Raw genomic sequence first — 26,281 nt, 5'->3', positions numbered from 1 at the left:
GCGTCGAGGTCGGAGGCGAACATCGCGAAGGCCTCCATGGCGCGGAACTGCGCCAGGTCGACCTTGAGCGAGCCGGTCACGGCCTTCAGCGCCTTGGTCATCGCCGCGCCACCGACGCGCGAGACCGAGACACCGACGTCGATCGCCGGGCGCTGGTTGGCCGCGAACAGGTCGGACTGCAGGAAGATCTGCCCGTCGGTGATCGAGATGACGTTGGTCGGGATGAACGCCGAGACGTCGTTGGCCTTCGTCTCGATGATGGGCAGCCCCGTCATCGACCCCTTGCCCATCTCGTCGGAGAGCTTCGCGCACCGCTCGAGCAGCCGGCTGTGCAGGTAGAAGACGTCACCCGGGTAGGCCTCGCGGCCCGGCGGACGACGCAGCAGCAACGACACGGCGCGGTAGGCCTCGGCCTGCTTGGTCAGGTCGTCGAAGACGATGAGGACGTGCTTGCCCTCGTACATCCAGTGCTGGCCGATGGCCGAGCCGGTGTAGGGAGCGAGGTACTTGAAGCCGGCCGAGTCGGAGGCCGGCGAGGCGACGATGGTGGTGTACTCCAGGGCGCCGGCTTCCTCCAGGGCGCCACGCACCGAGGCGATGGTCGAGCCCTTCTGGCCGATGGCGACGTAGATGCAGCGCACCTGCTTCTCCGGGTCGCCGGTCTCCCAGTACTGCTTCTGGTTGATGATCGTGTCGATCGCGACGGTCGTCTTGCCGGTCGCCCGGTCGCCGATGATCAGCTGGCGCTGGCCGCGACCGATGGGCGTCATGGCGTCGATCGCCTTGATCCCGGTCGCGAGCGGCTCGTGGACCGACTTGCGCTCCATCACCGACGGCGCCTGGGTCTCCAGGTTGCGGCGACCGGTGGTCTCGAGGTCGCCGAGACCGTCGATCGGGACACCGAGCGGGTCGACGACACGGCCGAGGTAGCCGTCGCCGACGGGCACGGAGAGCACCTCGCCGGTACGGCGGACCGTCTGGCCCTCCTCGATCTTGTCGAAGTCGCCGAGCACGACCGCACCGATCTCGCGGGTGTCCAGGTTGAGGGCCAGGCCGCGGGTGCCGTCCTCGAACTCGAGCAGCTCGTTGGCCATGCACGAGGGCAGGCCGCTGATCCGGGCGATGCCGTCCCCGGCCTCCGCAACCGTGCCGACCTCTTCCTTGCTGGCCGCCTCCGGCTGGTAGTCGGCGACGTACTTCTGCAGCGCGTCGCGGATGTCGTCCGGACGGATGGAGAGCTCCGTCATTGTGGTGCCTTCTCTCTTGGGTCTACTGGTGCGTCGGGGTGGGACGGGTGGGTGGTGGGACCGGGGGCAGCCGGGACGGCTAGCCGACCAGCCTTCGGCGGGCGTCGTCGAGACGGCTCGCGACCGTCCCGTCAATCACGTCATCGCCGATCTCCACCCGGATGCCGCCGAGGACCGAGGGGTCGACGAGCAGGTTGAGGTGGACCGGACGGCCGTACTGCGCCGACAGGACCGAGGCCAGTCGGTCGAGCTCGGAGTCCGGCAACGGGCGCGCCACCCGGACGGTGGCGACTCCCTGGGCCTGCACGTCGGCAACGACCCTCTGGTACTCGGTGAGAGCGACCGCCACCGTGCGGTGGCTCCCACTGATCGACTGACCGGCCAGCGCGACGGTGGCTGCGAGTGCCTTGCCGTCGAGCAGCGAACTGATGAGCGTGCGCTTGTCCGCCGCCGACCGCGCCGGGTCCGCGAGAGCATCACGAAGCTCGGGGTTGTCCTTGACCGCCTGCGCGAAGGCGAACAGCTCGTCGGCCAGTCGATCGGTCTCGGAGCCGGCAGCCTTGACGTAGGCGACGACCCCGAGGTGCTCGAGTGCGTCGGCCAGGTCACGCCCGGCCACCCAGCGACGTCCGACCGCGGAGGCCAGGATCGCTCCGGTGACCTGGTGCACCTTGCCGCCGAAGACCTCCCCGACCAGACCGCTCTTGGCCTGGGCAGGGATCGAGGCGTCGGTGGCAAAGCGCCGCAGCGCGGCCTCGCCACGCAGCGTCGTCGCCGCACCGAACAGGTCGTCAGCCACCTGGGCGGCGACCTCCGGCGACGATGCGCCGGCCTCGAGCTCGCCGGTCAGCGCGGCGACGGCGTCAGCCGAAGCACCACGGAAGGCCATCAGACGTCTCCCATCAATTCAGGCTTCATCAGTTCTGGCCCGGGGTTCCGGCCTCGAGGTCGGCGAGGAAGCGCTCCACGACCCGGCCCTGGCGGGCGTCGTCGTCGAGGGACTCGCCCACGATGCGTCCGGCCAGCGTGGTCGCCAGCGTGCCGACCTCGGCCCGCAGGGAGGTGACCGCCTGCTGGCGCTCCGCCTCGATCTGCGTCTTGCCGTGCTCGACGATGCGGGCTGCCTCGGTCTGAGCCTGCTCACGCATCTCGGAGACGATGGCCGCCCCCTGCTCGCGTGCCTCTTCACGGATGCGTGCCGCTTCGTGTCGCGCGTCGGCGAGCTGCTTCTCGAGCTCGGCGAGCTTGGCGTCCGCCTCGGCCTGCTTCGTCTCGGCGGCCGCGAGGCCACCTTCGATCGCCGTGGTGCGCTCGGCGAACGTCGACTCGAAGCTCGGAACGACGAACTTCTTGACGGCGTAGAACAGGATGGCGAACACGACGATCGACAAGACGATCTCGACCGGGTGCGGGATGAGCGGGTTGAGCTCCTCGGCCGCCCGCAACACGGGTGGCGCGGTGGGTGCTTGCATAGCAGGTCCTTCCGGGGTCCTACGTCAGTCTGGCTTCTCGAGCCTCGGTCAGAGGACGAATGCGAGCGCGATACCGATGATCGCGAGCGCCTCGGCGAGGGCGAAGCCCAAGATGGCGATCGACTGCAGGCGGCTCTGGGCCTCCGGCTGACGCGCGACACCACTGATGTAGGCGGCGAAGATCAGACCGATTCCGATACCCGGCCCGATAGCGGCCAGGCCGTAGCCGATCATGTTGAGGTTGCCGTCCACGGCTGTTTCCTTTCGGTTGGTTCTACTTCAGATGGGATGGAGCTGTGGGACTGAGGTGGAGCAGGTGGTGCGGGTGAAGATGGCTGATCAGTGCTCGTCCGCCAGCGCGCCCTGGATGTACATGGCGTTGAGGAGGACGAAGACGTAGGCCTGGAGGAACTGGATCAGCAGCTCCAGGAACGAGATGATGATGAACAGCAGCCAGGCGATGACGCCGACCGGGGCGTAGCCCAGGGGCTGCTCCAGGATGAGGTACTCGCCACCGAGTGCGAACAGGATCAGCAGCAGGTGGCCGGCGAACATGTTGGCGAACAGACGCAGCGCCAGCGTGACCGGCCGCACCAGGATGTTCGACATGAACTCGAGCGGGATGAGCAGCAGCAGGATCGGTCCGCCGACCCCGGCGGGCACCGACTGGAGCTTGAAGTAGCCGGCGAAGCCGTGCTTCTTGATGCCGACCGCGTTGTAGATGAGCCAGCTCATCAGCGCCAGCGAGTAGACCATCCCCGAGCGCGAGAACGTCGGGAACTGGATGAAGGGGATCGAGCCCATCAAGTTGTTGAAGAGCAGGAAGAAGAAGAGTGCGAAGAGGTACGGCACGAACTTCTGGAAGTCCTGGCTGCCGATGATGTCGCGACCCATGGAGTTGCGCACGAAGCCGTAGGCCTCCTCGCCGACGTACTGCAGGCGACCGGGCACCATCGCCCGCTTGCGCGAGGCGTAGTAGAAGAACACGAACACCAGGATCCCGGCGATCACGATCTGCACCATCGGCTTGGTGATCCCGGCCATCTGGGCCTGTCCGAGGAACTCGAAGGTGCCACTACCGGTACCCGGGATCGCCGGGTAGTCGAAGTCCGCCGGGCCGGGTGGCTCGAAGGGCTCCGTCTCGGCGTTGAGGAACATGAGGCTGCTCACCGGTTCTCCTGTGTCTTCACTACCGCGGGGGTTCGGTGGGGTGGTCGGTGGACGTCGGGGGCTGCGGGGCGGGGCTGGTGGTGCGACTGGTCGGGGCGCCGGAGTCCGCGTCGGGTTCTGGTGGAGCCTTGAACCGGGCCCAGGTCATGTACAGACCCAGAACGGCGCCCAGCATGATCCCGACCGCCACCATGAAGCCCGTGCCCCACCAGCGATCGAGTCCGTAGCCGGCAAGGCCGTACAGCAACACGCCAGCGACGACGTAGCCGAAGGCGTTCCAGGGATCGCCTCGCGGTGATTCGTCGGCCTGGGTCATTGCGCCCCGGACAATAGCAGTCGCCCGGGGTCATCGCGCACCCCCCTCGGCCGCTGCTGAGACACCCTGACGGGGCGTCCGCGCAGGGTCCTCGACGGGCAGGGCGTAGACCGGGATCCGGGCTCGCGTGGCAAGGACGACCTGGGCCACGGTCCACACGAGTGCGCCCCCGATCACGGCTGCCGCCAGCCACGGCGCGTCCAGCTCGCGCGAGGACCACTCGGTCCGGCTGAGCGGGATCAGGACCAGTGCGAGCAGCGCCATCTGCAGCGTGTAGGTCATCAGTGCCACCAGCAGCGAGGCCGCGGGCATCAGGTCAGCCACGACCGTGACCACCAGTGCCCCACTGAACAGCACGGCCACCACGACGACGGCGCCGATCATCGCGGCGAGGAAGCCCGCTCCCCCGGCGACGACCAGCGCGACCAGCGCGATCGCCAGCCCGATGACCGCGGCCGCTGCGCTCGCCCGGACCAGGGTGCTCACGCCGGTACGGCGAGCGTCCTGCCTGGTCTCGGTCGTCATCGTCGGCGGCCGTTCTGGTCGGGGGCGATCAGGGCATCTCTCAGGCTGCTTTCACCTGCTCGTGAAAGTTATCACAAAGTTTCGGACGGTTCCTCATCGGCCCCGGACAAGGCTGCCGAGAGGGGGTCGGCCGCGTGTCCCGGACGATGCAGGATCGGCAGCACGAACGTCAGGAGCAGCGCTGCGGCGAACCCTGCGGACACCGTCGCCCACACCCTCGGCCCGGTGTACAGGCTTGCCAGCACGGTGGCGAAGGCGATCAGCCCGGCCCACACCCACATGATCACCACCGCGCGGCGATGGGAGTGCCCGATCTCGAGGAGCCGGTGGTGCAGGTGCTGCTTGTCCGGGGCGAAGGGCGAGCGTCCGGCACGGGTCCGCCGTACGACGGCCAGGACCAGGTCCATGAGCGGCACGATGAGGATCAAGATGGGCAGCGCCACCGGCAGCAGCATCGGCAGCCAGCTGGCCCGGGCCCCGTCGGCGCCGAGCGCGATGTCCTCGCTGGAGAACTGTGTGGTGACGGTGATCGCGCTCGCCGAGAGCACCAGGCCGATGAGCATCGAGCCCGAGTCGCCCATGAAGAGCCGGGCTGGGTGGAAGTTGTGCACCAGGAAGCCCACGCAGACCCCCGCCAGCGCGGCGCTCAGGAACGCGCCGGTGGTGGCGCGATCGACCTCGTTGATCCGGGTGATCTCGTAGCAGTACACGAAGAACGCCAGCGCGCTGATCCCGACCACCCCGGCGGCCAGCCCGTCGAGCCCGTCGACGAAGTTCACCGCGTTGACCGTGGCCACGACGATCAGCGCCGTCAGCAGGGCCCCCTGGCCGGGGTCCAGGGAGAACTGCACGTCGTTGGGCGCGAAGAAGAAGCGGAACTGGATCCCGGAGTAGACGAGCAGTCCCACCGCGAGCACCTGGCCGCCGAACTTGGTGAGCGCGTCGAGCTCGAAAATGTCGTCGAGCACTCCGACCCCGCAGATGAGTGCCCCCGCGAGCAGCACGGCGCCGGCGTCGGAGAAGGTGAAGACGTTGCTGGTGGAGAGGAACGGCAGCTCGCGCGCCACGAAGTACGCCGCGACAAGTCCCCCGAGCATCGCCAGGCCGCCCAGGTAGGGGATCGGCTCGGCGTGGACGTCGCGGTCGCGCACGGCGGCGACGGCTCCCGTCCGCAACGCGATCTCCCGCGCCACGACGGTGAGCAGGTAGGTCACCGCCGCGGCGACGAGGAAGACGACGAGGTACTCGCGCATGCGTCGGCTCAGGCCCCGGTTGCGGAGTCGTCGGTCCCGGCCTCGTCCGTCAACGTCGCCCCCAGCGGCTCGAGGACCTCGTTGAGAGCCTCGAGCGACAGGGCGCCGACCCGCAGCACCCGGCCCTGCCCGGACGTGGCGTCCACGATGGTCGAGGCCTCGCCGCCGGCTGACTCCCCTGCATCCACGATGACTGCCACGACGTCGCCCAGCATCGCCTCCGCCTGGTCGGCGTCGGTCGCTGCCGGCTCGCCGGTCTTGTTGGCCGAGCTGACCGCCAGCGGGCCGGTCCGCTCCAGGATCTCCAGAGCGATCTCATCGTCGGGCATCCGCAGCGCCACGGTGCCCCTGGCCTCTCCGAGGTCCCACTGCAACGACCCCTGCTGGCGACACACCAGCGTCAACGGCCCGGGCCAGAACTCCTCGACCAGGGCGCGGGCGAAGGCGGGTATGTCGGTGGCGAGCGCGTCGAGCGTGCTGGCGCTGCTGATCAGCACGGGTGGCGGCATGGCACGTCCCCGCCCCTTGGCCTCGAGGAGCTCGGCGACGGCGTCGACGTCGAAGGCATCGGCCGCTATGCCGTAGACGGTGTCGGTCGGGATCACAGCAAGGTCGCCACCCTGCAGGGACAGGGTCGCGGCCTCGATGGCCTGCTCCCTCTCCTCGGGGGTGGAGGTGCCGTAGCGCTCGGAGGTCACCGGCTCATCATCGCAGCCGAGCGGTCACGAAGCGCGGACGCCCCGCGAGGTCCTCGTGGTCCTCGATCTCGTGCCACCGGCCAGCGCCGGCGAAGATCGCCGGGGCCGAGACGCCCTGGACGTCGGCGTGCTCTGCGCCCACCACTCCCCCGGCCCGCAGCAGCCGGCTCGCCACGTGCTCCAGCACGCGGAAGGCGTCGAGCCCGTCGGCCCCGGAGAACAGCGCCAGGTGGGGGTCGTGGTCGCGTGCCTCGGGCGCGACGGACTCCCACGCCTCGAGCGGGATGTACGGCGGGTTGCACACCACGACGTCCACCTCGCCGTCGAGGTCTCCGAACGCCTCACCCATGGATCCGTGCCTCAGGTCGACCCCGGTGCCGGCAAGGTTGCGGCCGGCCCAGTCGAGGGCCTTCTCGTCGAGCTCGACGGCGTGGATGCGGGCGTGCGGCACCTCGTCGGCCAGCGCCCGGGCGATCGCGCCCGAGCCGGTGCACAGATCCACGACCACGGGGGCCGTCAGCGGTGCGGCCCGGTCCACCGCCCAGCCGGCGAGTAGCTCGGTCTCGGGGCGCGGCACGAAGACCCCCGGCCCCACCATCAGCTCGACGTAGCGGAAGCCGGCGACGCCCGTCAGGTGCTGGAGGGGCTCGCGCGCGGCCCGGCGCTCGACCAGCGCCCGGAGCTCGTCGGCCTGCTCCGTCGTCACCTCGTCGACCAGGACCAGACGTGCCCGAGGAACCCCCAGGACGTGCGCCACCAGCACCTCGGCGTCGTACGACGCACTCGCGACGCCGGCTGCGTGAAGCTCGGCAGCTGCGTCACGCACCAGGGAACGGCGCGTCTCGACCACGGTGGATCAGTCCTCCAGTGCGGCGAGCTGGGCGGCCAGGTCGGTCTCGACGCACGAGTCGACCACGGGCTGGAGATCGCCGTCGAGGACCTGGTCGAGGTTGTAGGCCTTGTAGCCGGTGCGGTGGTCGGAGATCCGGTTCTCCGGGAAGTTGTAGGTGCGGATCCGCTCCGAGCGGTCGACCGTGCGGACCTGACTGCGCCGGACCTTGCTGGCCGCTGCGTCCGCCTCCTCCTGGGCGGCTGCGAGCAGCCGGGCACGCAGGATGCGCATCGCCTGGTCCTTGTTCTGCAGCTGCGACTTCTCGTTCTGGCAGCTCGCGACGATCCCGGTGGGCACGTGGGTGATCCGGACCGCCGAGTCCGTCGTGTTGACGCTCTGCCCGCCCGGCCCGCTGCTGCGGTAGACGTCGATGCGCAGGTCGTTGTCGTCGATCGAGACCTCGACCTGCTCGGCTTCGGGCACGACCAGGACACCGGCCGCACTCGTGTGGACGCGCCCCTGGGACTCGGTCACCGGCACCCGTTGCACGCGGTGGACCCCGCCCTCGAACTTGAGGACCCCGTACGGCGCGCTGCCCGGCTCGGCGCCGCCCCCTCGGGCCTTGACCGCCGCAGTCACGGACTTGTAGCCGCCGAGGTCGGACTCGGTGGCGTCGAGGATCTCGACCGACCAGCCGCGGCGTTCGGCGTAGCGGGTATACATCCGCAAGAGGTCCGCGGCGAACAGCGCTGACTCCTCGCCGCCCTCACCGGACTTCACCTCCACCAGGACGTCCTTGTGGTCGGCCGGGTCGCGCGGCACGAGGAGCCGCCGCAACCGCTCCTCGGCGACCGGGATCCGTTCGGCGAGCGCCTCGGCCTCGGCGGCGAAGCCGGCGTCCTCGCCGGCCAGCTCGCGTGCTGCCCCGAGGTCCTCTCGGAGAGACTGACACTCGCGCCAGGCCCCGATGATGGCGCTCAGCTCGGAGTAGCGCCGGTTGAGCTGCTTGGCCAGGCGCGCGTCGGCGTGGGTCTCGGGCGCAGCGAGTCGACCTTCGAGCTCACTGTGCTCGGAGAGGAATCCCTCGACTGCCTCGAACATCTGCCCTGCTTTCGACGGGTGGCTGCGACGCTGCGCACGGGAGAAAACACAACCGACGCCGGCCCCCGCGTTGGGCGGGGACCGGCGTCGGTCAAGCGGCTACTTCTCGGCAGCGGCCTTGTCGGCGGCAGCCTTGTCGGCGGCGGCCTTCTTGGCGTAGCGCGCCTCGAACCGGGCCACGCGGCCGCCGGTGTCGAGGATCTTCTGCTTGCCGGTGTAGAACGGGTGGCACTGCGAGCAGACATCGGCACGGATCGTGCCGGCCGAGGCAGTGCTGCGGGTGGTGAACGACGCGCCACAGGTGCAGGTGACCTGGGTGGCGGTGTAGTCGGGGTGAATGTCCTTCTTCATGGGTGTCCCTCGCAGACGATCGTCCCATTGCTGGGAGAGTGCCGGGTCGTCACCGCGCGGGCTACGCGAGACGTGAACCGGAACAACTTGTCGATCCTACTAACGCCACAGCCGCCCCACCAATTCCAGCCGTCGGCACCGTCGTGCCCGACCCGCCGTAGGAGCGGCTCAGGAGACCGGCTGGTCGCTGCGACCCGGGGTCGTGGCCTCGATCCGACCCGTCCGCTCGCCGTGCAGACGGAGACGGACGAACACCGTGGTCCCCTCGCCCTCCGCCGACTCGATGATGACGTCGCCGGCATGCCGGTCGATGATCGTCTGGACGATGCGCAGTCCGAGGCCTGTCCCGGCGATTTCGTTGCTCATCGCGTTCGAGGCGCGGAAGAAGCGGGTGCCGAGACGGTCGAGCTCGGCCTTGGGGATACCGATGCCGTGGTCGCGCACCGAGATCTCCACCCGGTTGCGCACCCGCTTGACGGTCACGTCCACCGAACCCTGGTCGTGGCTGAACTTCACCGCGTTGGTCAGGATGTTGAGGAACGCGCGATAGAGCATGGCCCGGTCGGAGACCACCATCATCGGGTCGTCCGGGGCACTGACCTCGACGGAGATGCCCCGGCGAGCAGCCGTCATCCGGATGTCGGTCACCGCGTCCATGACCATCTGGTTGACGTCGGCCGGCTCGAGGTCACTGGCTCGCTGCTCGGCCTTCGACAGGGCGAGCAGGTCGTCGATCAGGGCCCTCAACCGCGTGACGTTGCGCCGGGTCGCCTCCAGCATCCGGTCGTGGCGCGGTTCGAGCTGGCCCTGAAACTCGTCGGCGACCATCTCCAGGTAGCCGCTGATCGTGGTCAACGGGGTGCGCAGCTCGTGGGAGACGTTGGAGACGAAGTCGTCCTTGGCGCTGTCGAGCACGTGCAGCTCGTCCTGGATCCTGCCCTCGACTGCCCGGGCGCGCGACTGGGCGTCGGCGAAGTCGTTGAGCGCCCGCGCCACGGCACGGACCTCCTTGGGCCCTCGATGGTCGGCAGCTCGGCCTTCCGGGTCGTTGCGCAGCATCCGCTGGACGACCTTCTCCAGGGCAAGAAGCGGCTCGGAGAGCTCGGAGAGGAGCTTGGACCTGGCGCGGCCGATCAGGATCCACGAGATCCCCATCAGCAGCAGGGCGGTCACGATGGTCACCCGGAAGCGCAACAGCGCTGCCGAGTGGGCGCTGTCCTCCTCCTCCTCGAGGCTCGCATCGACCCGGGTCCGCGCCCCCACGATGTCGGCCATCAGCTCTCGGCCCGTCTGGAACCGGGTCTGCTCGAAGGACGCGCCACCACCGGGCGTCGCCATCCGAGGCTGGGCGTAGGAGGTCAACCAGGTGCGGACCCGCGTGACCTCGGCGTCGACGAGCGGGCCTACGTCGGGCAGCCGGGCGGACTGGTCCTCGAGGTCGACGAGCGCTGCGTCGAGCTCCGCGATGCTCATCGCGAAGTCGACACGGAACGCACGCGACCCGCTGACCTCCCAGCCGTTGACCGAGGCCTGGACGTCCTCGAGGCTGCGCACGACCTCCCCGTGGGCGCGGGCCGTCGGATGGATGACGTCGGTCGACCGGTTCACCGACTGCATCGAGAGCACGACGCCGATGACGCTCACGCCAGCCATCACCGCCACCAACGTGCCGAGCCGCCAGATGACCGGAGCCACCATCCGCGAGACCGGACGTCCGGGGTCGACGACCTTTCCGACCACCGCCATGGCGACTCCCCCCTTGCTGCTGCACCCCCCACGGGTGCGCCGAGCCTACCCCGCTCGGGCTCGACAAGGAGCCGACTTGACCGTCGAGGACACCTCTGTTGGTGATTCGTGGGCCGCCCGTGGGGCCACCGTGGAGCCGAGGAGGCCCTCGCACCTCTCAGGAGGTGCGGCTCAGCAACGCCTCCACCCGCGAGGCCAGCTCTCGCGGGCTGAACGGCTTGGTGATGTAGTCGTCGGCGCCGGAGTCGAAGCCGGTCTCCACGTCGGACTCCTGGGCGCGCGCCGTGAGCAGGATGACGGGCAGGTCCAGCAGGCCGGGGTCGGAGCGGATCATCCTGATCGCGTCGAGTCCCGAGACTCCGGGCATCATCACGTCGAGGACCGCCAGGTCGGGCTTCTCCGCCCGGCACGCCTCCAGCGCTGCTCCCCCGTCACCGACCGCGACGATGTCGTGACCCATCGTGGACAGCTTGAACTCCACGAGCTCCCGGATGTCCACGTCGTCGTCGGCCACCACGATCCGCGCCATGTCATTGACCTCCGCTGAGGGTCGGGGTGCTCTTCTGCACCTGGGTGAGGAGCTCGATGTTGGTGTGGGTGCCGCTCAGTCGATCGAGAAGGTACCCGACGGCTTGACCATCCTCGACCGAGGCGAGGAAGCGGCGCAACTTCCACATGATCGCCACCTCCTCCTCGCTGATCATCAGCTCCTCGCGACGAGTGCCGGACCGGACGGCATCCACGGCCGGGAAGCGTCCGCTGTCGGCGAAGTCTCGACGAAGTCGCAGCACCATGTTGTCGGAACCGCTGAACTCCTCGAGGAACACCTCGTCGATGGCCGAACCCGAGTCGGACACCGCGGTCGCCAGGATGGTCAGGGAGCCGCCGTTCTCGACGTTGCGAGCAGCGCCGAAGAACTGCTTGGGCGCCTGGACGGCGCCGGCGTCGACGCCGGCGGCCAGGGTGCGCCCCGAGGTCGAGCCCGAGAGGTGGTAGGCGCGTCCGAGTCGGACGAGGTTGTCGAGGAGCACGACCACGTCGTGACCCAGCTCCACCAGGCGCTTGGCCCGCTCGATGGCGAGCTCGGCGACCATCGTGTGGTCTGCCGGCTGCCGGTCGAAGGTCGAAGCAATGACCTCACCCTTGACCGCACGCTCGAACTCCGTCACCTCCTCGGGACGCTCGTCGACGAGGACGACCATCAGGTGACACTCGGGATTGTTCGCGGTGATCGAGCTGGCGACCGAGCGCAGGACTGTCGTCTTGCCCGTGCCCTCCGGGCCGACGACGAGGCCTCGCTGACCCTTGCCGATCGGGGACAGCAGGTCGATCGTGCGACCGATGTGGTTGGTGGTGTCGGTCTCCATCCGCAGCCGCGTCGTCGGGTGGACGGGCGTCAGCTTGGCGAACTCCGGACGAGTCGCCGTGTGCTGCGGGTCGGAGCCGTTGACGGTGTCGATCCGCACCATCGGGTTGAACTTCTCCTTGCGCTCACCCTCGCGAGGCTGGCGCACCTGGCCCACGATGGCGTCACCGCGACGCAGGCCGAACTTCCGCACCATGGACAGCGAGAGGTAGACGTCGTCGACACCAGGCAGATAGCCGGTGGTACGCACGAAGGCATAGTTGTCCAGGACGTCCAGGATCCCCCCGGCCGGGACGAGGACGTCGTCCTCGAGGATCGTGGTGTCGGGCTCGTTGCGCTGGCCTCCCTGCTGACTGGGAGCGGCGCCGGGCCGGGTGCGGTCACGCCCGCGGCGTCGCCGGTTGCGTCCCGAGCGGCCTTCCTCGTCGTTTTGGTTGTCCTGGCCGCCCTGGCCCTGTCCGCCGTCCCGCTGGCCACCCGGTGCCTGCCCGGCATCCTTCTGGCCACCCGTCGCCTGCCCGGCATCCTTCGGCCCACCATCTGGCTGCTTCTGCTTGGCCGCCTGCTTGTCCGGACGACCGGCCTGATCGCCCTGGTCGCCGGCCCCTCCGCTCTTCGTGGACGGCTGCGAGCCGTCGGGCTCCGACCGCTTCGGGAGCTTCTTCGAGGGTTGTTGCTTCGTCGAGGTGTCGGTCGGCTCCTGGGTCCGGGCGTCGGCCTCGGCAACGGTGCCGGGCTCGTCGGACGACGCCACCGGCTTCCCGGGCGCCTGCTCGCTGCCCGCCGTGGTGCCCGCCGTGGTGCCCGACTTGGTGCCCGACCTGGTCGGGCGCGCCCGTCCTGCGGGGGCACCGCCACCGGCGCTGCCGGCCTGGGCCGACTTGATCGCCTCCACGAGCTGCGCCTTCTTCATGGCGCCGGCCCCGGAGATCCCCATGCCGCCGGCCATGGCCTTGAGGTCGGCGAGCAGCATGGAGTTGAGCCCTCCGGAGCGCCTCTTCGGCGCAGCGTCGGGAGAGTCGAGAGTGTCGGTCACGTGGGATCCTTACGAGGTTCACCGAGTGGAGCGGGCGGGGACACCGACCGCTGGTGGAGTGCTTGCCCAGCGCGGTCGGCGTGCGACGAATCGACGGTCGCGGGGCGGGACTGGCGTGCCCGGGTGCTACCACCGGCACGGCGCCGTACGCCTGGCGCAGTCCTCAACCTACCACCCGCACCGACTCAGCCGACCTCGACACCGCGGTTGTCCACGGCGAGGTGGGTGGCGCTCCATCCCGCGGGACAGGACTCCAGGAGCGACGCCGTACCGGTGGAGTCCGGCCCGTCGGTGAACGCCAGGACTGTCGGCCCCGCCCCGGAGACGATGGCGGGGAACCCGTCCGCACGCAGGGAGTCGACGAGGTCGAGGGTCTCGGGCATGGCCGGTCGACGGTACTGCTGGTGCAGCAGGTCCGCGGTGCCCCGCAGCAGCTGTGCCGGGTGAGCGGCCAGAGCCGCCACCAGCAACGCGGCACGTCCGGCGTTGGCGGCAGCATCGGCGTGCGCCACCTCGGCGGGAAGCAGTCCTCGTGCCACCTCCGTACGGACGCCGTCGGGCGGGATCAGGACCACGGCGGACAGACCGGCAGCGACGGTGGACGGTACGGCGTAGAACCCGCCGTCGCCGTCGCGGCCGCAGATCACGAAGCCTCCGAAGCACGCGGGACCGACGTTGTCGGGGTGACCCTCCATCTCGGCGGCGAGGCCGAAGAGCCGTCCGTCGTCCATCCGGGCGGGGCCGTCACTCACCAGATGCCGGGCCAGGGCGAGGCCACCGACGATGGCGGCCGACGACGACCCCAGGCCTCTGGCGTGGGGGATCAGGTTGCGGCAGGAGAGCCGCAGGCCCGGTGGCCGGGCGTCGAGCGCCTCGAAGCCGACGCGCATCGCCTGCACGACCAGGTGCGTCTCGTCGCGAGGCACCGTGTCGCTCCCCGGGCCCTCGACCTCCACGACCAGACCGCTGTCGAGGACCTCGGCCTCCAACGCGTCGCGCAGGTCGAGCGCGAGACCGAGCGCGTCGAAGCCCGGGCCCAGGTTGGCCGACGTGGCGGGCACGGTGACCCGCACGGGTCCCTCGCGGAAGACCGATGACACCGACGACACGACGTGGTCAGGCCAGTCCGGCCGCAGCCGCGGCCGCCGCCACGTCGGCGTCGACGACCGTGTCCACCAGGGGGCCGACGCCCTCGAGCGCGGTGGGCGTGTCCTTGAGACCGTGTCCGGTCACCGTGATCGCGACCGTGCTGCCGGCGTACGACTCCCCGGCGGCGAGCTCTTGGAGCAGCCCTGCGATGCCCGCTGCGGAGGCGGGCTCGACGAAGACCCCGTCGTGGGAGGCGAGCTCACGCTGGGCGGCGAGGATCTGCTCGTCGGTGACCGAGGCGAAGCGGCCCGCGGACTCCTGGGCTGCGGCCTCGGCGAGCTTCCACGAGGCGGGGTTGCCGATCCGGATGGCGGTGGCCTTGGTCTCGGGGTCCGGGAACGGCTCACCGGTGACCAGCGGCGCGGCGCCGGCCGCCTGGAAGCCGCGCATGACGGGGGTCTTGGTCGCCATCCCGAGCTGGGCGTACTGGCAGTAGCCCAGCCAGTAGGCCGAGATGTTGCCGGCGTTGCCGACCGGGAGCAGGTGGTAGTCGGGGGCGTCGCCGAGGTAGTCGACGATCTCGAAGGCGGCCGTCTTCTGGCCTTCGAGCCGCACCGGGTTGACGGAGTTGACCAGCGCCACGGGGTAGTCCCAGGCCAGGCCGCGCGCCATCGTGAGGCAGTCGTCGAAGTTGCCGCGCACCATGATCACCTGGGCGCCGTGCACGATGGCCTGCGCCATCTTGCCGGCAGCGATCTTGCCCTCGGGGACCAGGACGAGCGGCTTGAGGCCGGCCTTGGCGGCGTAGGCCGCCATCGAGGCGGAGGTGTTGCCCGTGGAGGCACACACGACCGCCTGCGCGCCGTCGGCCTTCGCGACCGAGATCGCGGCCGTCATCCCGCGGTCCTTGAAGGAGCCGGTCGGGTTGTTGCCCTCGACCTTGAGCCACACCTCGGCGCGGGTGAGGCCGGAGAGCCACTCCGAGTGGACCAGCGGGGTACCGCCCTCGCGCAGGGTCACCGCCGCAGTGCTCTGGGGGATCTCGAGCAGGTCGCGGTACTCCTCGATGATCCCGCGCCACTGGTGGGTCGGCCGGCGGGTCTCGGGGGCGCTGGTGGGGGCGTTCATTCGTCGCCTCCTTCCACGCGCATCACCGAGGTGACCTCGCGCACGATCTCGAGGCCGCGCAGGTGCTCGACAGTCGCGCTGAGCTGGGCGTCGGTGGCCCAGTGGGAGACGACGACCAGCTGGGCGTCGTCGTCACGACCCTCCTGACGCACTGTCTGGATGGAGACGCCGTGCTCGGCGAAGGCGAGCGCCACGGTGGCCAGCACGCCTGCGCGATCGTCCACGTCGATCGCCACGTGGTAGCGAGTGCGGGTCTCCCCCATCGGCAGGACCGCGCGATCGGCGTACGCCGACTCGCCGGACCCGCGGGTGCCGGCGACGTGGTTGCGCGCGGCCGTGACCAGGTCGCCCATGACCGCGCTCGCTGTCGGTGCCCCACCCGCACCGGGCCCGTAGAACATCAGCTCCCCAGCCGCGTCGGACTCGACGAAGACGGCGTTGTAGGCGCCGCGGACGCTGGCCAACGGGTGTGCGAGCGGGATCATCGCCGGATGCACACGCACAGCCACGGCTTCTCCCCCGTTGGCGTCCTCGGTCCCGTCAGGACCCAGCAGCCCGGTGCGCAGCTCGCAGATGGCGAGCAGCTTGACCACGCAGCCCATCTCCCGCGCTGAGGCGATGTCGGCTGCGGTGACCTCCGAGATGCCCTCGCGGTGCACGTCGGCGGCGGTCACCCGCGAGTGGAAGGCCAGCGAGGCGAGGATGGCGGCCTTGGCCGCCGCGTCGAAGCCCTCGACGTCGGCGGTGGGGTCGGCCTCGGCGTACCCCAGGTCCTGGGCCTCGGCCAGGGCCTCGGCGAAGCCGGCCCCCGAGGTGTCCATCTTGTCGAGGATGTAGTTGGTGGTGCCGTTGACGATGCCGAGCACCCTCGTGACCCGGTCGCCGGCCAGGGACTCGCTCAGCGGACGCAGGATCGGGATGGCGCCGGCGACCGCGGCCTCGTAGAAGATGTCGCGCCCGGCCTTGGCGGCCATCTCGAAGAGCGTCGGACCGTCCTCGGCCAGCAGCGCCTTGTTGGCGCTCACCACGCTCGCGCCGTGCTCGAGGGCCGAGAGGATCAGGGTGCGGGCCGGCTCGATGCCACCGATCACCTCGACGACGAGGTCGACGTCCTCGCGAGCCACCAGTCCGGCCGCGTCGGTCGTGAGCAGCCCGTCGGGGACCTCGATCTCGCGCGGGGCGTCGATGCGTCGTACGGCGACCCCGGCCAGCTCGACCGGCCGCCCGACCCGGGCCGCGAGGTCGCCGGCCTGCTCGAGGATGAGTCGCACCACCTGGCTGCCCACCACACCGCACCCGAGCACTGCCACGCGTAGGGCCCGCTGCTGGGCCCCGTCGCCGTCATTCACTTCGCACCCACGTCCGTTGCCAACAAATCGTCCTCAGTCTCGCGCCTGACCACGACGCGCGCGACCCCGTCCCGCACCGCGATCACCGGAGGCCGCAGCGCGTGGTTGTAGTTGGAGGCCAACGAGCGGCAGTAGGCACCGGTGCCGGGCACCGCGAGCAGGTCGTCGGGGGCGACGTCGCCGGGCAGGAACTCGTCGCGCACGACGATGTCGCCGGCCTCGCAGTGCTTGCCGACGACCCGGGCCAGCACCGGTGCGGCGTCGGAGCGGCGCGCGGCAAGGGTGCAGGAGTAGTCGGCGTCGTAGAGCGCCGTGCGGATGTTGTCGCTCATCCCGCCGTCGACCGAGACGTAGGTGCGCACCACGCCGCCGTCGAGCGCCACCGGCTTGACGGTGCCGATGGTGTACACCGTGCACATCGCCGGGCCGACGATCGCGCGGCCGGGCTCGATCGACAGGTGCGGCTCGGCCACACCCAGCGCGCGACACTCGTGCTCGACGATCTTGGTCATCTCGGTGGCCAGCTGAGCTGGGTCCGACGGGTCGTCCTGGGTGGTGTAGGCGATCCCGAAGCCGCCGCCGAGGTCCATCTCGGGCATCGCGACGGCGAGCTCGTCGCTCACCCGCGCGTGCAGCGCCAGGACGCGCCGGGCCGCGACCTCGAAGCCGGCCGAGTCGAAGATCTGGCTGCCGATGTGGCTGTGCAGCCCGAGCATCTCCAGGCCTGGCGCCGCCAGCACGCGTCGTACGGCGTCGAAGGCGTCACCCGAGGTGATGGAGAACCCGAACTTCTGGTCCTCGTGGGCGGTCGCGATGTATTCGTGGGTGTGGGCCTCGACGCCCGCCGTGACCCGGACCATCACCGACTGCGTGACCCCCAGCTCGGCGGTGATCGCCGCGAGCCGCTCGATCTCGACGAAGGAGTCGAGCACGACCCTGCCCACCCCCGCCTCGACGGCACGCCGCAGCTCGGACTCGGTCTTGTTGTTGCCGTGGTAGCCGATCCGAGCCGTGTCGAAGTCGGCGCGCAAGGCCACGCTCAGCTCCCCGTCCGAGCAGACGTCGAGCCAGAGGCCCTCCTGTGCGATCCAGCGCACGACCTCGGTGCACAGGAACGCCTTGCCGGCGTAGAAGACGTCGTAGTCGCTGAACGCGTCGCGGAAGGCCGCGGCCCGGGCGCGGAAGTCCGCCTCGTCCAGGACGTAGGCCGGCGACTGGTGGTTGGCGACCAGGTCGCGCATCGCCACGCCGCCGACGACGAGGTCGCCGTCGGACTTGTGCGCGGTGCTGGACCACAGCAGCGGCACCAGGTCGTTGGGGTCGGCAGGCTCGCGCAGCCACGACGGGCCGCGCAGGGCTCCGGGCGCGTGCGCCCAACCGGCTTCGTGGGTCATCGCCTACATCCGCTCGGGCGCGGAGACGCCGAGCAGGCCCAGGCCGTTGGCGAGGACGGTGTTGGTGGCGTGCACCAGGACGAGCCGCGCCTCGTTGGTGGGGGTGACCGGCTCGTCGCCCTGAGGCAGCATCCGGCACTCCTTGGTGTCGTACCACTTGTTGAACGCCGAGGCGGTGTCCTCCAGGTAGCGCGCGATCCGGTGCGGCTCGCGCAGCTCGGCGGCGCTGGAGACAACGGCCGGGAAGTCGGCCAGGGCCCGGAGCAGGGCGCGGTCACGCTCGTGGTCGAGCAGGGACCCGTCGAAGCCCTCCCCGGGGAGGGCCATCGCGAGATCCGTGGCGTTGGCGATCATCCGGCAGGTGCGGGCATGGGCGTACTGGACGTAGTAGACCGGGTTCTCGTTGCTCGCGCTGGTCCACAGACCGAGGTCGAGGTCGATCGGGGAGTCGCTGGAGTAGCGCGCCAGGGCGTAGCGGCTGGCGTCGACCCCGATGGCACCGACGAGGTCGTCGATCGTGACCACGGTCCCGGCCCGCTTGGACATCCGCATGGGTGCGCCGTCCTGCAGCAGGTTGACCATCTGCCCGATCAGGACCTCGAGGTTGACGTGCGGGGTGTCGCCGAAGGCCTGGCACATCGCCATCAACCGCTGGACGTAGCCGTGGTGGTCGGCGCCGAGCATGATGAAGCAACGACCGAAGCCGCGCTCGCGCTTGTCGAGGTAGTAGGCCAGGTCGCCGGAGAGGTAGGCGCCCTGCCCGTCGGACTTGATGATCACCCGGTCCTTGTCGTCACCGAAGCGCTCGGTGGCCAGCCAGAGGGCGCCGTCCTGCTCGTAGGTGTTGCCCAGCTCGCCGAGGCGCGCGACGGCGCGGTCGACCGCACCGCTCTTGTGCAGGTTGTCCTCGTGGAAGTAGACGTCGAAGTCGACACCGAAGTCGTGCAGGGACTTCTTGATCTCGTCGAACATCATCTCCACACCGGCGGCGCGGAAGGCCTCGTTGGCCTCCTCGAACGCCAGCCCCGGGGCATCCGGATGCGCGGCGACCACGGCGGCGGCGATGTCATGGATGTACTGCCCGCCGTACCCGTCCTCGGGGGCGGGCTCGCCCAGCGCGCTGGCCAGCAGGGACCGGCTGAACCGGTCGATCTGGCCGCCGTGGTCGTTGAAGTAGTACTCGCGGGTGACCTCGGCGCCGCAGAACTCGAAGACCCGCCCCAGGGCGTCGCCCACCGCGGCCCAGCGAACGGCACCGATGTGCAGCGGTCCGGTCGGGTTGGCGCTGACGAACTCGAGGTTGATCCTCTCCCCCGCCAGCGACGCAGTGGCGCCGTACGACGTCCCGGCCGCGAGGATGTCGGCGGCGACCTGGCCCTGGGCGTCGGCGGCCACGGTGACGTTGAGGAACCCCGGGCCGGCGACGTCGACCTGGGCGATCCCGGCTGCGGAGCGGAGCTCGGTCGCGAGCAGCTCGCCGAGAGCGCGCGGGTTGGTCCCGGCCTTCTTGGCGAGCTTCATCGCCACGTTGGTGGCGTAGTCGCCGTGCGACGCCTCGCGCGGTCGCTCGACGGTGACCTCCGTCGGGACACCATCGGGCAGGACGAGCGTGCCTTGGTCGACGAGCGAGGCCAGGGCCTCGACGACGGTGGCGGAGAGCTGGGCCGGATTCACCGCGCCAGCCTATCGGCGACCACCGGTTTCCCTCTCACCAGTTATGGCCGGTAGTCTCCGCTGGTGCGTCGCAAGACGCGGGCCTCCGTAGCTCAGGGGATAGAGCACTGGTTTCCGGTACCAGGTGCCGCAGGTTCGAATCCTGCCGGAGGCGCCCCTCGTCTGATCGCAACCTTCTCGGCGCCGACTGCGTCTCTCCTGTGACCACACAGTCACCGTCTTGGAGATTTCACATGTCACCCGTTCGCACATCGGTCCTGACCGCCCTCGGCCTCGGAGCCCTCGCTGCCTCGGCGCTGACCGGGGTCACCACCGGCGCAGCCGCAGGCACAGCTCCCACCTGCCACGGCAAGACCGCCACGATCGTCGGTGACCGCGAGTACGTCGAGGGCACGGCGGGTGACGACGTCATCTACGCCCCCAACTCAGAGGTCCACGCCTTCGAGGGCGACGACGACATCTGTGCGGCCTACCTGGTCTACGCCGGGCCCGGGAACGACGTCGTCACCGTCCCCGGCGGCGGGGACACCGAGGTCCAGGGCGACGGCGGCAACGACCGGATCATCGTCGGCCGGGGCTACGCCGACATCCGTGGCGGCTTCGGCAACGACGAGATCACGACCGGCAAGGGCCAGCAGTTCGTCAACGGCGGTCCGGGGCGTGACCGGATCTCGGCCGGGCCGGGCAAGGACTACGTCGCCGGAGACGACGGCGCGGACGTGCTGCGCGGCGGCGCCGGTGAGGACACCCTCGTCGGCGGACGCGGGGCCGACGAGCTCCACGGCGGTTCGGCTGACGACGAGCTGTACGGCGGCCGGGGTCAGGACACCGGGTACGGCGGACCCGGCAAGGACAGCTGCGAGCGCGGGGTCGAGGAGCGGCACAGCTGCCACGCCTGAGCCTGCGCCGGGATCGGGCTTCAGCAGCCGTCGATGACCGCGTCGTCGCGGGCGTCGTCGCCGTAGCGCCGCGCCTGGTCGGTGTAGGGCAGCACGACGCTGGCGCCGTTGATCGTCGCGATGCCACCCTGCACGACGCACCCGGTGATCAGGCGGGGCTTCACGCGGGCGATGGCCTGGCCGAGCCGGAAGAGCTCGGCCGGGCCGACGCCGGTGATGTCCATGTGCTCGAGCACGGTGAGCACGCCCGAGGCGATGAAGCCACGCTCGGAGACGCGCTCGGCGATCCTCGCCTGGATGCCACCGAGCACGATCTGCTGGTTGGCCGAGCGGTCGAAGTCTCCTGCCGGGAGGCTCTTGCGGATCCGGGAGAACGCCATCGCGCCGTAGCCGTTGAGGCGGATCGGTCCCTCCTCGAAGCCCAACGGCTTGAGGTCGGAGTCGGAGAAGTAGCGCGGGTTGTCGACCTGGATCCCGCCGATGTCGTCGATCATGTTCTCGAAGAACGGGAAGCGCGTGACGAAGACGTAGTCGGGCTCGACTCCCACCAGGTCGCCGACTGCCTCCCCGAGGAGCTGTGGGCCTCCGTAGTAGAGGGCGGCGTTGATCCGGTCGGACCCGACGCCGGGGATCGAGACGTAGGAGTCGCGCGGGATGCCGATCGTGGTCGCGGCACCGGTAGCGGTGTTCAGGCCGATCAGCTGCAGCGCGTCGCCTCGGGTGCGGGTCATGTCCTCACCGGGCCGGGCGTCGCTGCCCACCCCGAGGATCCACACGGTGTCCCGGTCGAGAGCCACGGCCTCGGCGTGCTCCATCTTCACGAGCGCGACCTGGGTCGAGGCCCGGCTGCTGTCCGGCACGATCAGACCGGTCACGACCAGGACGAGGGCGAGGCTCAGCAGGCGAGCGAGGGTCCGGCGCATCAGAGGGCCTTTCGGGAGACGTCGTAGCCGAACACGCGCCAGCCGGGCGCCTTGCCCGACTTCTCGTAGGTCAGGTAGAGCGATCCGGCGATCCGGTCCCTACGGGTGATCTCGCCGGACAGCTCGAGGCCGAGCACCACCTGGGCGGTGACGGCCACGGCGCGACCCTCGACGCCCAGGACGTCGATGCGGAGACGACGGCGCACGGGCAGGACGGCGTCGAGCTGCTCGCCGATGCTCGCGTTGCTCATCAGGTCCTGGTCGCCGATCGCCCGCTTCCCGGCAGCAGACGTGAAGCTGGCGAAGGCCTCGGAGAAGTCGTCACGCGGGTAGCTGCCGCCGTACGCCCCGTCGATCCAGGCATCCACCGCCACGAGCACGCGGTCACGCAGCCGGTCGCGTCCGGAGGCAGCGAGGTCGCCGTCGACGCGGTTGATCGTGGCGTTGGTCACGATCGGCTCGGGGGTGGGCGTCGGCGTGGGCGTCGGCTCCCCTGTCGGTGCCGGCCCTCCTCCCGCGTCGACCTCGTCCCCGGAGCACCCCACGAGGGCCACGGACACCAGCGTCGCCCCGGCCGCCGCCAGGGCGGTCCGACGTACGGCGTGCTTGATCCAACGCGTCATGCGGCGTGCTCCTGGGGTGGGTACGGCGGTCGGTCTGGGCGGGCGACGGCACCGACGCCCGCGCGAGCGACCCCCCTGGTGAGGGGGCTGCCGGAGCTGCGGACGAGGGACCGGACTGTGGTGTGCCTGACAGCGTGCCCGAAAGTGGACCACAGTCCGCGCATTTGCTGGCGTGTGGGTCTAGCCTTGACAACGCGTCGCTCCGCGCCTGGTTCAGGCGCGCCTGGCGCCCTCCGGCACCCGTCGGAGCGATCACCAGCAACCCACCAGCACCCTTCGGAAGAGGCGAACCAAGCCGTGCCGCAGTCCTCAGGCCCCTCCACCAGTTCCACCGAGCCCTCCAGCACCGACTTCGGTGCCAACGAGTGGCTCGTGGAGGAGATGCGGGAGCAGTACGCCGCCGACCCCGGAAGCGTCGATGCGGCGTGGAAGGCCTACTTCGCCGACGAGGGCGGCACGAGCAACGGCTCGGGGTCGAACGGCTCGCAGTCGAACGGCTCCGCAACGCCGGCCGAGAAGCCTGCCGAGCAGGCACCGGCCAAGGGGGCCAAGGCGGCGCCAGCCGCGAAGGCGCCTGCCCCGGACAAGTCGGCGGACAAGGCCGGGTCGGACGCCAAGCCCGCCCCCAAGGCCGAGCCCCGTTCGTCCGGCAAGGCCGCCGAGCCCGCGAAGGCGACCTCGAAGCCGACGCCCAAGGACGCCAAGCCGGCCGAGCCGGCCGAGGCGAGCGACGAGCCGACGTACACCGTGCTGCGCGGCGCCCCGGCGCGCGTGGTGAAGAACATGGACGAGTCGCTGACCGTGCCCACGGCCACCTCGGTGCGCTCGGTTCCGGTCAAGCTCCTGTGGGACAACCGCACCGTCATCAACAGCCACCTCGCCCGCGCGCGCGGTGGCAAGGTCTCCTTCACCCACCTGATCGGCTACGCGCTGATCCGGGCGGCGCGCACGATGCCGGAGATGAACGTCGGCTTCGAGACCGTCGACAACAAGCCCAACCTGATCACGCCCGCCCACATCAACCTCGGCCTGGCGATCGACGTGCCCAAGCCGGACGGTTCGCGCCAGCTCCTCGTCCCGGCCATCAAGGCCGCCGAGGACATGGAGTTCGCGGCCTTCTGGACCGCCTACGAGGAGGTCGTGCGCAAGGCGCGCGACAACAAGCTCACCGTCGCCGACTTCCAGGGCACCTCCATCAGCCTGACCAACCCGGGCGGCATCGGCACCGTGCACTCGGTCCCCCGGCTCATGTCGGGTCAGGGCGCGATCATCGGCGTCGGTGCGATGGAGTACCCCGCCGAGTGGCAGGGCGCCTCGGACGAGGCCATCGCCCGCAACGGCATCAGCAAGGTCATGACGCTGACCTCGACCTACGACCACCGCGTGATCCAGGGCGCGCAGTCGGGCGAGTTCCTCAAGCGCATGCACCAGCTGCTGCTGGGCGCGGACGGGTTCTACGACGACATCTTCCGCTCGCTTCGCATCCCCTACGAGCCCATCCGCTGGGGCAGCGACATCGCGACGTCGCACGACGACGAGATCAGCAAGCAGGCCCGGATCCTCGAGCTGATCCACGCCTACCGCGTGCGCGGGCACATGATGGCCGACACCGACCCGCTGGAGTACCGACAGCGCACCCACCCCGACCTGCAGATCGAGTCGCACGCGCTGACCCTGTGGGACCTCGACCGCGAGTTCGCGACCGGCTCCTTCGGGGACGGTCGACGCTTCATGAAGCTGCGCACCATCCTGGGCATCCTGCGCGACTCCTACTGCCGCACCACCGGCATCGAGTACATGCACATCATGGACCCCGAGCAGCGTCGGTGGGTCCAGGAGCGCGTCGAGCGGCCGCACACCAAGCCGCCCCGCGAGGAGCAGCTGCGGATCCTGCTCAAGCTCAACCAGGCCGAGGCCTTCGAGACGTTCCTGCAGACCAAGTTCGTGGGCCAGAAGCGGTTCAGCCTCGAGGGCGGCGAGACCACGATCCCGGTCATCGACGAGATCTGCGAGGCCGCCGCCGAGGTCGGTCTCGACGAGGTCGCCATCGGGATGGCGCACCGCGGCCGCCTCAACGTGCTGGCCAACATCGTGGGCAAGAAGTACTCGCAGATCTTCCGTGAGTTCGAGGGCAACATCGACCCGCGCACGGTCCAGGGCTCCGGCGACGTGAAGTACCACCTCGGCGCCGAGGGCGAGTTCGAGGCCGGCTCCGGGGACAAGATCAAGGTCTCCGTCGCGGCCAACCCCTCGCACCTCGAGGCCGTCGACCCCGTGCTGGAGGGCATCGCCCGCGCCAAGCAGGACGTGCTCGACCAGGGCGAGAAGTTCCCGGTCCTGCCCCTCCTGGTGCACGGTGACGCCGCCTTCGCCGGCCAGGGTGTGGTCGCCGAGACGCTCAACCTCTCGCAGCTGCGCGGCTACCGAACCGGCGGGACGATCCACGTCGTGGTCAACAACCAGGTCGGGTTCACCACCTCCCCCGGTTCCTCGCGCTCCTCGCTCTACTGCACCGACGTGGCGCGGATGGTGCAGGCGCCGATCTTCCACGTCAACGGCGACGACCCCGAGGCCTGCATCCGCGTGGCCCGACTGGCCTTCGAGTACCGCCAGGCCTTCAACAAGGACGTCGTCATCGACCTCGTCTGCTACCGCCGCCGCGGTCACAACGAGGGCGACGACCCCTCGTACACCCAGCCGCTGATGTACGACCTGATCGAGCAGAAGCGCTCGGTGCGCAAGCTCTACACCGAGTCGCTCATCGGTCGTGGCGACATCACGATCGAAGAGGCCGAGCAGGTGCTGGCCGACTACCAGCAGCAGCTGGAGCGGGTCTTCACCGACGTCAAGGACGCCACGTCGCAGCCGCCCGAGTGGACCACGGTGCCCGACTACCCGGACAAGCCCACCGGCGAGACCCGCACGGCCATCGACCTCGAGTGCCTCAAGCGGATCGCCGACGCCTACGTCACGCCGCCCGACGGCTTCACCGTGCACCCCAAGGTGATGCCTCAGCTGCAGCGCCGGGCCACCGCGATCACCGAGGGCCCGATCGACTGGGGCACCGGCGAGATCCTCGCCTTCGGCTCCCTGCTCATGGACGGGCGCCCGGTGCGCCTGGCCGGCCAGGACTCGCGTCGCGGCACGTTCGTGTCCCGCTTCGGCACGATCATCGACCGGGTCAACGCCGACGAGTGGACTCCGCTCTCGGCCCTGACCGAGGACCAGGCGAAGTTCTACATCTACGACTCGCTGCTCTCCGAGTACGCCGCCCTCGGTTTCGAGTACGGCTACTCGGTGGCCCGCCCCGAGGCACTCGTGCTGTGGGAGGCGCAGTTCGGCGACTTCGTCAACGGCGCCCAGACGGTCATCGACGAGTTCATCACGTCCAGCGAGACCAAGTGGCGCCAGAACTCCGGCGTGGTGCTGCTGCTCCCCCACGGCTACGAGGGTCAAGGCCCCGACCACTCCTCGGCTCGGATCGAGCGGTTCCTCCAGATGGCCGCCGACGACGCCTTCGTCGTCGCCCAGCCGTCCACGCCGGCGTCGTACTTCCACCTGCTGCGCCACCACTCGCTCGGGGAGAAGCACCGGCCCCTGATCGTGTTCACGCCGAAGTCGATGCTCAAGCGCAAGGAGGCCGCCTCCCAGCCCGGCGACTTCACCGAGGGCACGTTCCGTCCGTTCATCGGCGACGCGGAGGCCGACCAGGACAAGGTCGACACGCTGCTGGTCTGCTCCGGCCGGGTGACGTGGGACCTGATGGTCGACCGCGCCAAGCGCGAGGGAGGCGAGCGGTTCGCGATCGCGCGCGTCGAGCAGCTGTACCCGCGCCCGCTCGACGAGATCAAGGCCGAGATCGCCCGCTACCCCCACCTCAAGCAGGTGCGCTGGGTCCAGGACGAGCCGGCCAACTACGGCCCCTGGCCCGACTACGCCCTCAACGTGTGGCCCGAGGTCGACGCGACGGTGGAGCGGATCACCCGCGACGCCTCGTCGTCGCCGTCGGTCGGCACCGTCAAGCGGCACGCGGCCGAGCAGAAGGACCTGCTCGACCGGGCGTTCTCATGAGCAGGCCGAGCGAGTGAG

24 protein-coding genes and 1 tRNA gene are annotated in these 26,281 nt (G+C 70.1%); 3 read left to right on the top strand and 22 right to left on the bottom strand.

The annotated features are described in order from the left end of the window. The 20 genes from atpA to argS all read right to left on the bottom strand — a co-directional run. A partial coding sequence (gene atpA, locus Q1K33_RS08420; RefSeq protein ID WP_300402671.1) for a F0F1 ATP synthase subunit alpha occupies positions 1 to 1,247 on the bottom strand: 1,247 nt, incomplete at its 3' end. A 79-nt stretch (positions 1,248 to 1,326) separates the two neighbouring features. Further along, positions 1,327 to 2,136: a F0F1 ATP synthase subunit delta gene (locus Q1K33_RS08415; RefSeq protein ID WP_300402668.1), complete on the bottom strand. Its 810-nt coding sequence runs from the start codon at positions 2,134 to 2,136 to the stop codon at positions 1,327 to 1,329. 28 nt (positions 2,137 to 2,164) lie between these two features. Next, complete coding sequence (locus tag Q1K33_RS08410; RefSeq protein WP_300402722.1) at positions 2,165 to 2,692, bottom strand: F0F1 ATP synthase subunit B; 528 nt, start codon at positions 2,690 to 2,692, stop codon at positions 2,165 to 2,167. Between the two features lie 75 nt (positions 2,693 to 2,767). Further along, on the bottom strand, positions 2,768 to 2,971 hold the full coding sequence (gene atpE / locus Q1K33_RS08405; RefSeq protein ID WP_300402666.1) for an ATP synthase F0 subunit C: 204 nt from the start codon (positions 2,969 to 2,971) through the stop codon (positions 2,768 to 2,770). Between the two features lie 87 nt (positions 2,972 to 3,058). After that, positions 3,059 to 3,889 carry a F0F1 ATP synthase subunit A gene (atpB, locus tag Q1K33_RS08400; protein ID WP_300402664.1) on the bottom strand — a complete coding sequence of 277 codons (831 nt, stop codon included), beginning with the start codon at positions 3,887 to 3,889 and terminating at the stop codon, positions 3,059 to 3,061. 19 nt (positions 3,890 to 3,908) lie between these two features. Next, positions 3,909 to 4,205, bottom strand: coding sequence for an AtpZ/AtpI family protein (locus tag Q1K33_RS08395; protein WP_300402661.1), 297 nt, complete (start codon positions 4,203 to 4,205; stop codon positions 3,909 to 3,911). A gap of 30 nt (positions 4,206 to 4,235) precedes the next feature. Then, positions 4,236 to 4,730 carry a hypothetical protein gene (locus Q1K33_RS08390; protein WP_300402659.1) on the bottom strand — a complete coding sequence of 165 codons (495 nt, stop codon included), beginning with the start codon at positions 4,728 to 4,730 and terminating at the stop codon, positions 4,236 to 4,238. A gap of 71 nt (positions 4,731 to 4,801) precedes the next feature. Next, positions 4,802 to 5,983, bottom strand: a complete 1,182-nt coding sequence (locus tag Q1K33_RS08385) for an MraY family glycosyltransferase (protein ID WP_300402657.1) — start codon at positions 5,981 to 5,983, stop codon at positions 4,802 to 4,804. An 8-nt stretch (positions 5,984 to 5,991) separates the two neighbouring features. Continuing rightward, entirely contained in the window at positions 5,992 to 6,681 is a 690-nt protein-coding gene (locus tag Q1K33_RS08380) for an L-threonylcarbamoyladenylate synthase (RefSeq protein ID WP_300402655.1), read from the bottom strand. Positions 6,682 to 6,688: 7 nt separating this feature from the next. Then, the gene (prmC, locus tag Q1K33_RS08375) at positions 6,689 to 7,507 is read right to left on the bottom strand and encodes a peptide chain release factor N(5)-glutamine methyltransferase (protein WP_300402653.1); all 819 of its coding nucleotides are present in this window, start codon (positions 7,505 to 7,507) and stop codon (positions 6,689 to 6,691) included. A gap of 30 nt (positions 7,508 to 7,537) precedes the next feature. Beyond that, the gene (gene prfA, locus Q1K33_RS08370) at positions 7,538 to 8,614 is read right to left on the bottom strand and encodes a peptide chain release factor 1 (protein WP_300402651.1); all 1,077 of its coding nucleotides are present in this window, start codon (positions 8,612 to 8,614) and stop codon (positions 7,538 to 7,540) included. Positions 8,615 to 8,713: 99 nt separating this feature from the next. Then, positions 8,714 to 8,965: a 50S ribosomal protein L31 gene (gene rpmE / locus Q1K33_RS08365; RefSeq protein WP_300402648.1), complete on the bottom strand. Its 252-nt coding sequence runs from the start codon at positions 8,963 to 8,965 to the stop codon at positions 8,714 to 8,716. 168 nt (positions 8,966 to 9,133) lie between these two features. Next, the gene (locus Q1K33_RS08360; RefSeq protein ID WP_300402645.1) at positions 9,134 to 10,711 is read right to left on the bottom strand and encodes an ATP-binding protein; all 1,578 of its coding nucleotides are present in this window, start codon (positions 10,709 to 10,711) and stop codon (positions 9,134 to 9,136) included. Positions 10,712 to 10,868: 157 nt separating this feature from the next. Beyond that, the gene (locus Q1K33_RS08355; protein WP_300402643.1) at positions 10,869 to 11,240 is read right to left on the bottom strand and encodes a response regulator; all 372 of its coding nucleotides are present in this window, start codon (positions 11,238 to 11,240) and stop codon (positions 10,869 to 10,871) included. A gap of 1 nt (position 11,241) precedes the next feature. Beyond that, a complete protein-coding gene (gene rho, locus Q1K33_RS08350; protein WP_300402641.1) occupies positions 11,242 to 13,113 on the bottom strand; it encodes a transcription termination factor Rho in 1,872 nt (623 codons plus the stop codon). 185 nt (positions 13,114 to 13,298) lie between these two features. Beyond that, entirely contained in the window at positions 13,299 to 14,222 is a 924-nt protein-coding gene (thrB, locus tag Q1K33_RS08345; protein WP_300402639.1) for a homoserine kinase, read from the bottom strand. Between the two features lie 7 nt (positions 14,223 to 14,229). After that, entirely contained in the window at positions 14,230 to 15,330 is a 1,101-nt protein-coding gene (thrC, locus tag Q1K33_RS08340; RefSeq protein WP_300402637.1) for a threonine synthase, read from the bottom strand. After that, positions 15,327 to 16,679: a homoserine dehydrogenase gene (locus Q1K33_RS08335; protein ID WP_300402635.1), complete on the bottom strand. Its 1,353-nt coding sequence runs from the start codon at positions 16,677 to 16,679 to the stop codon at positions 15,327 to 15,329. The genes thrC and Q1K33_RS08335 overlap by 4 nt, the downstream gene beginning before the upstream one ends. After that, positions 16,676 to 18,073, bottom strand: coding sequence for a diaminopimelate decarboxylase (gene lysA / locus Q1K33_RS08330; RefSeq protein WP_300402633.1), 1,398 nt, complete (start codon positions 18,071 to 18,073; stop codon positions 16,676 to 16,678). The genes Q1K33_RS08335 and lysA overlap by 4 nt, the downstream gene beginning before the upstream one ends. 3 nt (positions 18,074 to 18,076) lie before the next feature. Beyond that, positions 18,077 to 19,747: an arginine--tRNA ligase gene (argS, locus tag Q1K33_RS08325; protein WP_300402632.1), complete on the bottom strand. Its 1,671-nt coding sequence runs from the start codon at positions 19,745 to 19,747 to the stop codon at positions 18,077 to 18,079. Positions 19,748 to 19,828: 81 nt separating this feature from the next. On the opposite strand from argS, the gene Q1K33_RS08320 reads away from it, so the two are divergent. Both Q1K33_RS08320 and Q1K33_RS08315 read left to right on the top strand, forming a co-directional pair. After that, positions 19,829 to 19,901, top strand: a tRNA-Arg gene (locus tag Q1K33_RS08320). Between the two features lie 79 nt (positions 19,902 to 19,980). After that, positions 19,981 to 20,646 (top strand): calcium-binding protein, encoded by a 666-nt coding sequence (locus tag Q1K33_RS08315; RefSeq protein WP_300402630.1) that lies wholly within the window; start codon positions 19,981 to 19,983, stop codon positions 20,644 to 20,646. Positions 20,647 to 20,666: 20 nt separating this feature from the next. Here the strand turns inward: Q1K33_RS08315 and Q1K33_RS08310 are convergent, their stop codons facing one another. Together Q1K33_RS08310 and Q1K33_RS08305 are read right to left on the bottom strand one after the other, a co-directional pair. Beyond that, entirely contained in the window at positions 20,667 to 21,569 is a 903-nt protein-coding gene (locus tag Q1K33_RS08310; protein WP_300402628.1) for an LCP family protein, read from the bottom strand. Further along, complete coding sequence (locus Q1K33_RS08305) at positions 21,569 to 22,192, bottom strand: hypothetical protein (protein ID WP_300402625.1); 624 nt, start codon at positions 22,190 to 22,192, stop codon at positions 21,569 to 21,571. The genes Q1K33_RS08310 and Q1K33_RS08305 overlap by 1 nt, the downstream gene beginning before the upstream one ends. Positions 22,193 to 22,489: 297 nt before the next feature. On the opposite strand from Q1K33_RS08305, the gene Q1K33_RS08300 reads away from it, so the two are divergent. Next, positions 22,490 to 26,263: a multifunctional oxoglutarate decarboxylase/oxoglutarate dehydrogenase thiamine pyrophosphate-binding subunit/dihydrolipoyllysine-residue succinyltransferase subunit gene (locus Q1K33_RS08300; protein ID WP_300402623.1), complete on the top strand. Its 3,774-nt coding sequence runs from the start codon at positions 22,490 to 22,492 to the stop codon at positions 26,261 to 26,263. Positions 26,264 to 26,281: the final 18 nt, after the last annotated feature.

This window comes from Nocardioides sp., from assembly GCF_029937575.1.
Classification (GTDB): Bacteria; Actinomycetota; Actinomycetes; order Propionibacteriales; family Nocardioidaceae; genus Nocardioides.
Note: the sequence above shows the minus strand (reverse complement) of the source record. Positions and strands in the feature narration are given on the sequence as shown.

Coding starts and splice junctions, on each gene's coding strand:
- Q1K33_RS08415 (WP_300402668.1), bottom strand. CDS start 2,136: ATGGCCTTCCGTGGTGCTTCGGCTGACGCCGTCGCCGCGCTGACCGGC.
- Q1K33_RS08395 (WP_300402661.1), bottom strand. CDS start 4,205: ATGACCCAGGCCGACGAATCACCGCGAGGCGATCCCTGGAACGCCTTC.
- Q1K33_RS08390 (WP_300402659.1), bottom strand. CDS start 4,730: ATGACGACCGAGACCAGGCAGGACGCTCGCCGTACCGGCGTGAGCACC.
- Q1K33_RS08385 (WP_300402657.1), bottom strand. CDS start 5,983: ATGCGCGAGTACCTCGTCGTCTTCCTCGTCGCCGCGGCGGTGACCTAC.
- prfA (WP_300402651.1), bottom strand. CDS start 8,614: ATGTTCGAGGCAGTCGAGGGATTCCTCTCCGAGCACAGTGAGCTCGAA.
- rpmE (WP_300402648.1), bottom strand. CDS start 8,965: ATGAAGAAGGACATTCACCCCGACTACACCGCCACCCAGGTCACCTGC.
- Q1K33_RS08360 (WP_300402645.1), bottom strand. CDS start 10,711: ATGGCGGTGGTCGGAAAGGTCGTCGACCCCGGACGTCCGGTCTCGCGG.
- Q1K33_RS08355 (WP_300402643.1), bottom strand. CDS start 11,240: ATGGCGCGGATCGTGGTGGCCGACGACGACGTGGACATCCGGGAGCTC.
- thrC (WP_300402637.1), bottom strand. CDS start 15,330: ATGAACGCCCCCACCAGCGCCCCCGAGACCCGCCGGCCGACCCACCAG.
- lysA (WP_300402633.1), bottom strand. CDS start 18,073: ATGACCCACGAAGCCGGTTGGGCGCACGCGCCCGGAGCCCTGCGCGGC.
- Q1K33_RS08315 (WP_300402630.1), top strand. CDS start 19,981: ATGTCACCCGTTCGCACATCGGTCCTGACCGCCCTCGGCCTCGGAGCC.
- Q1K33_RS08310 (WP_300402628.1), bottom strand. CDS start 21,569: ATGCGCCGGACCCTCGCTCGCCTGCTGAGCCTCGCCCTCGTCCTGGTC.
- Q1K33_RS08305 (WP_300402625.1), bottom strand. CDS start 22,192: ATGACGCGTTGGATCAAGCACGCCGTACGTCGGACCGCCCTGGCGGCG.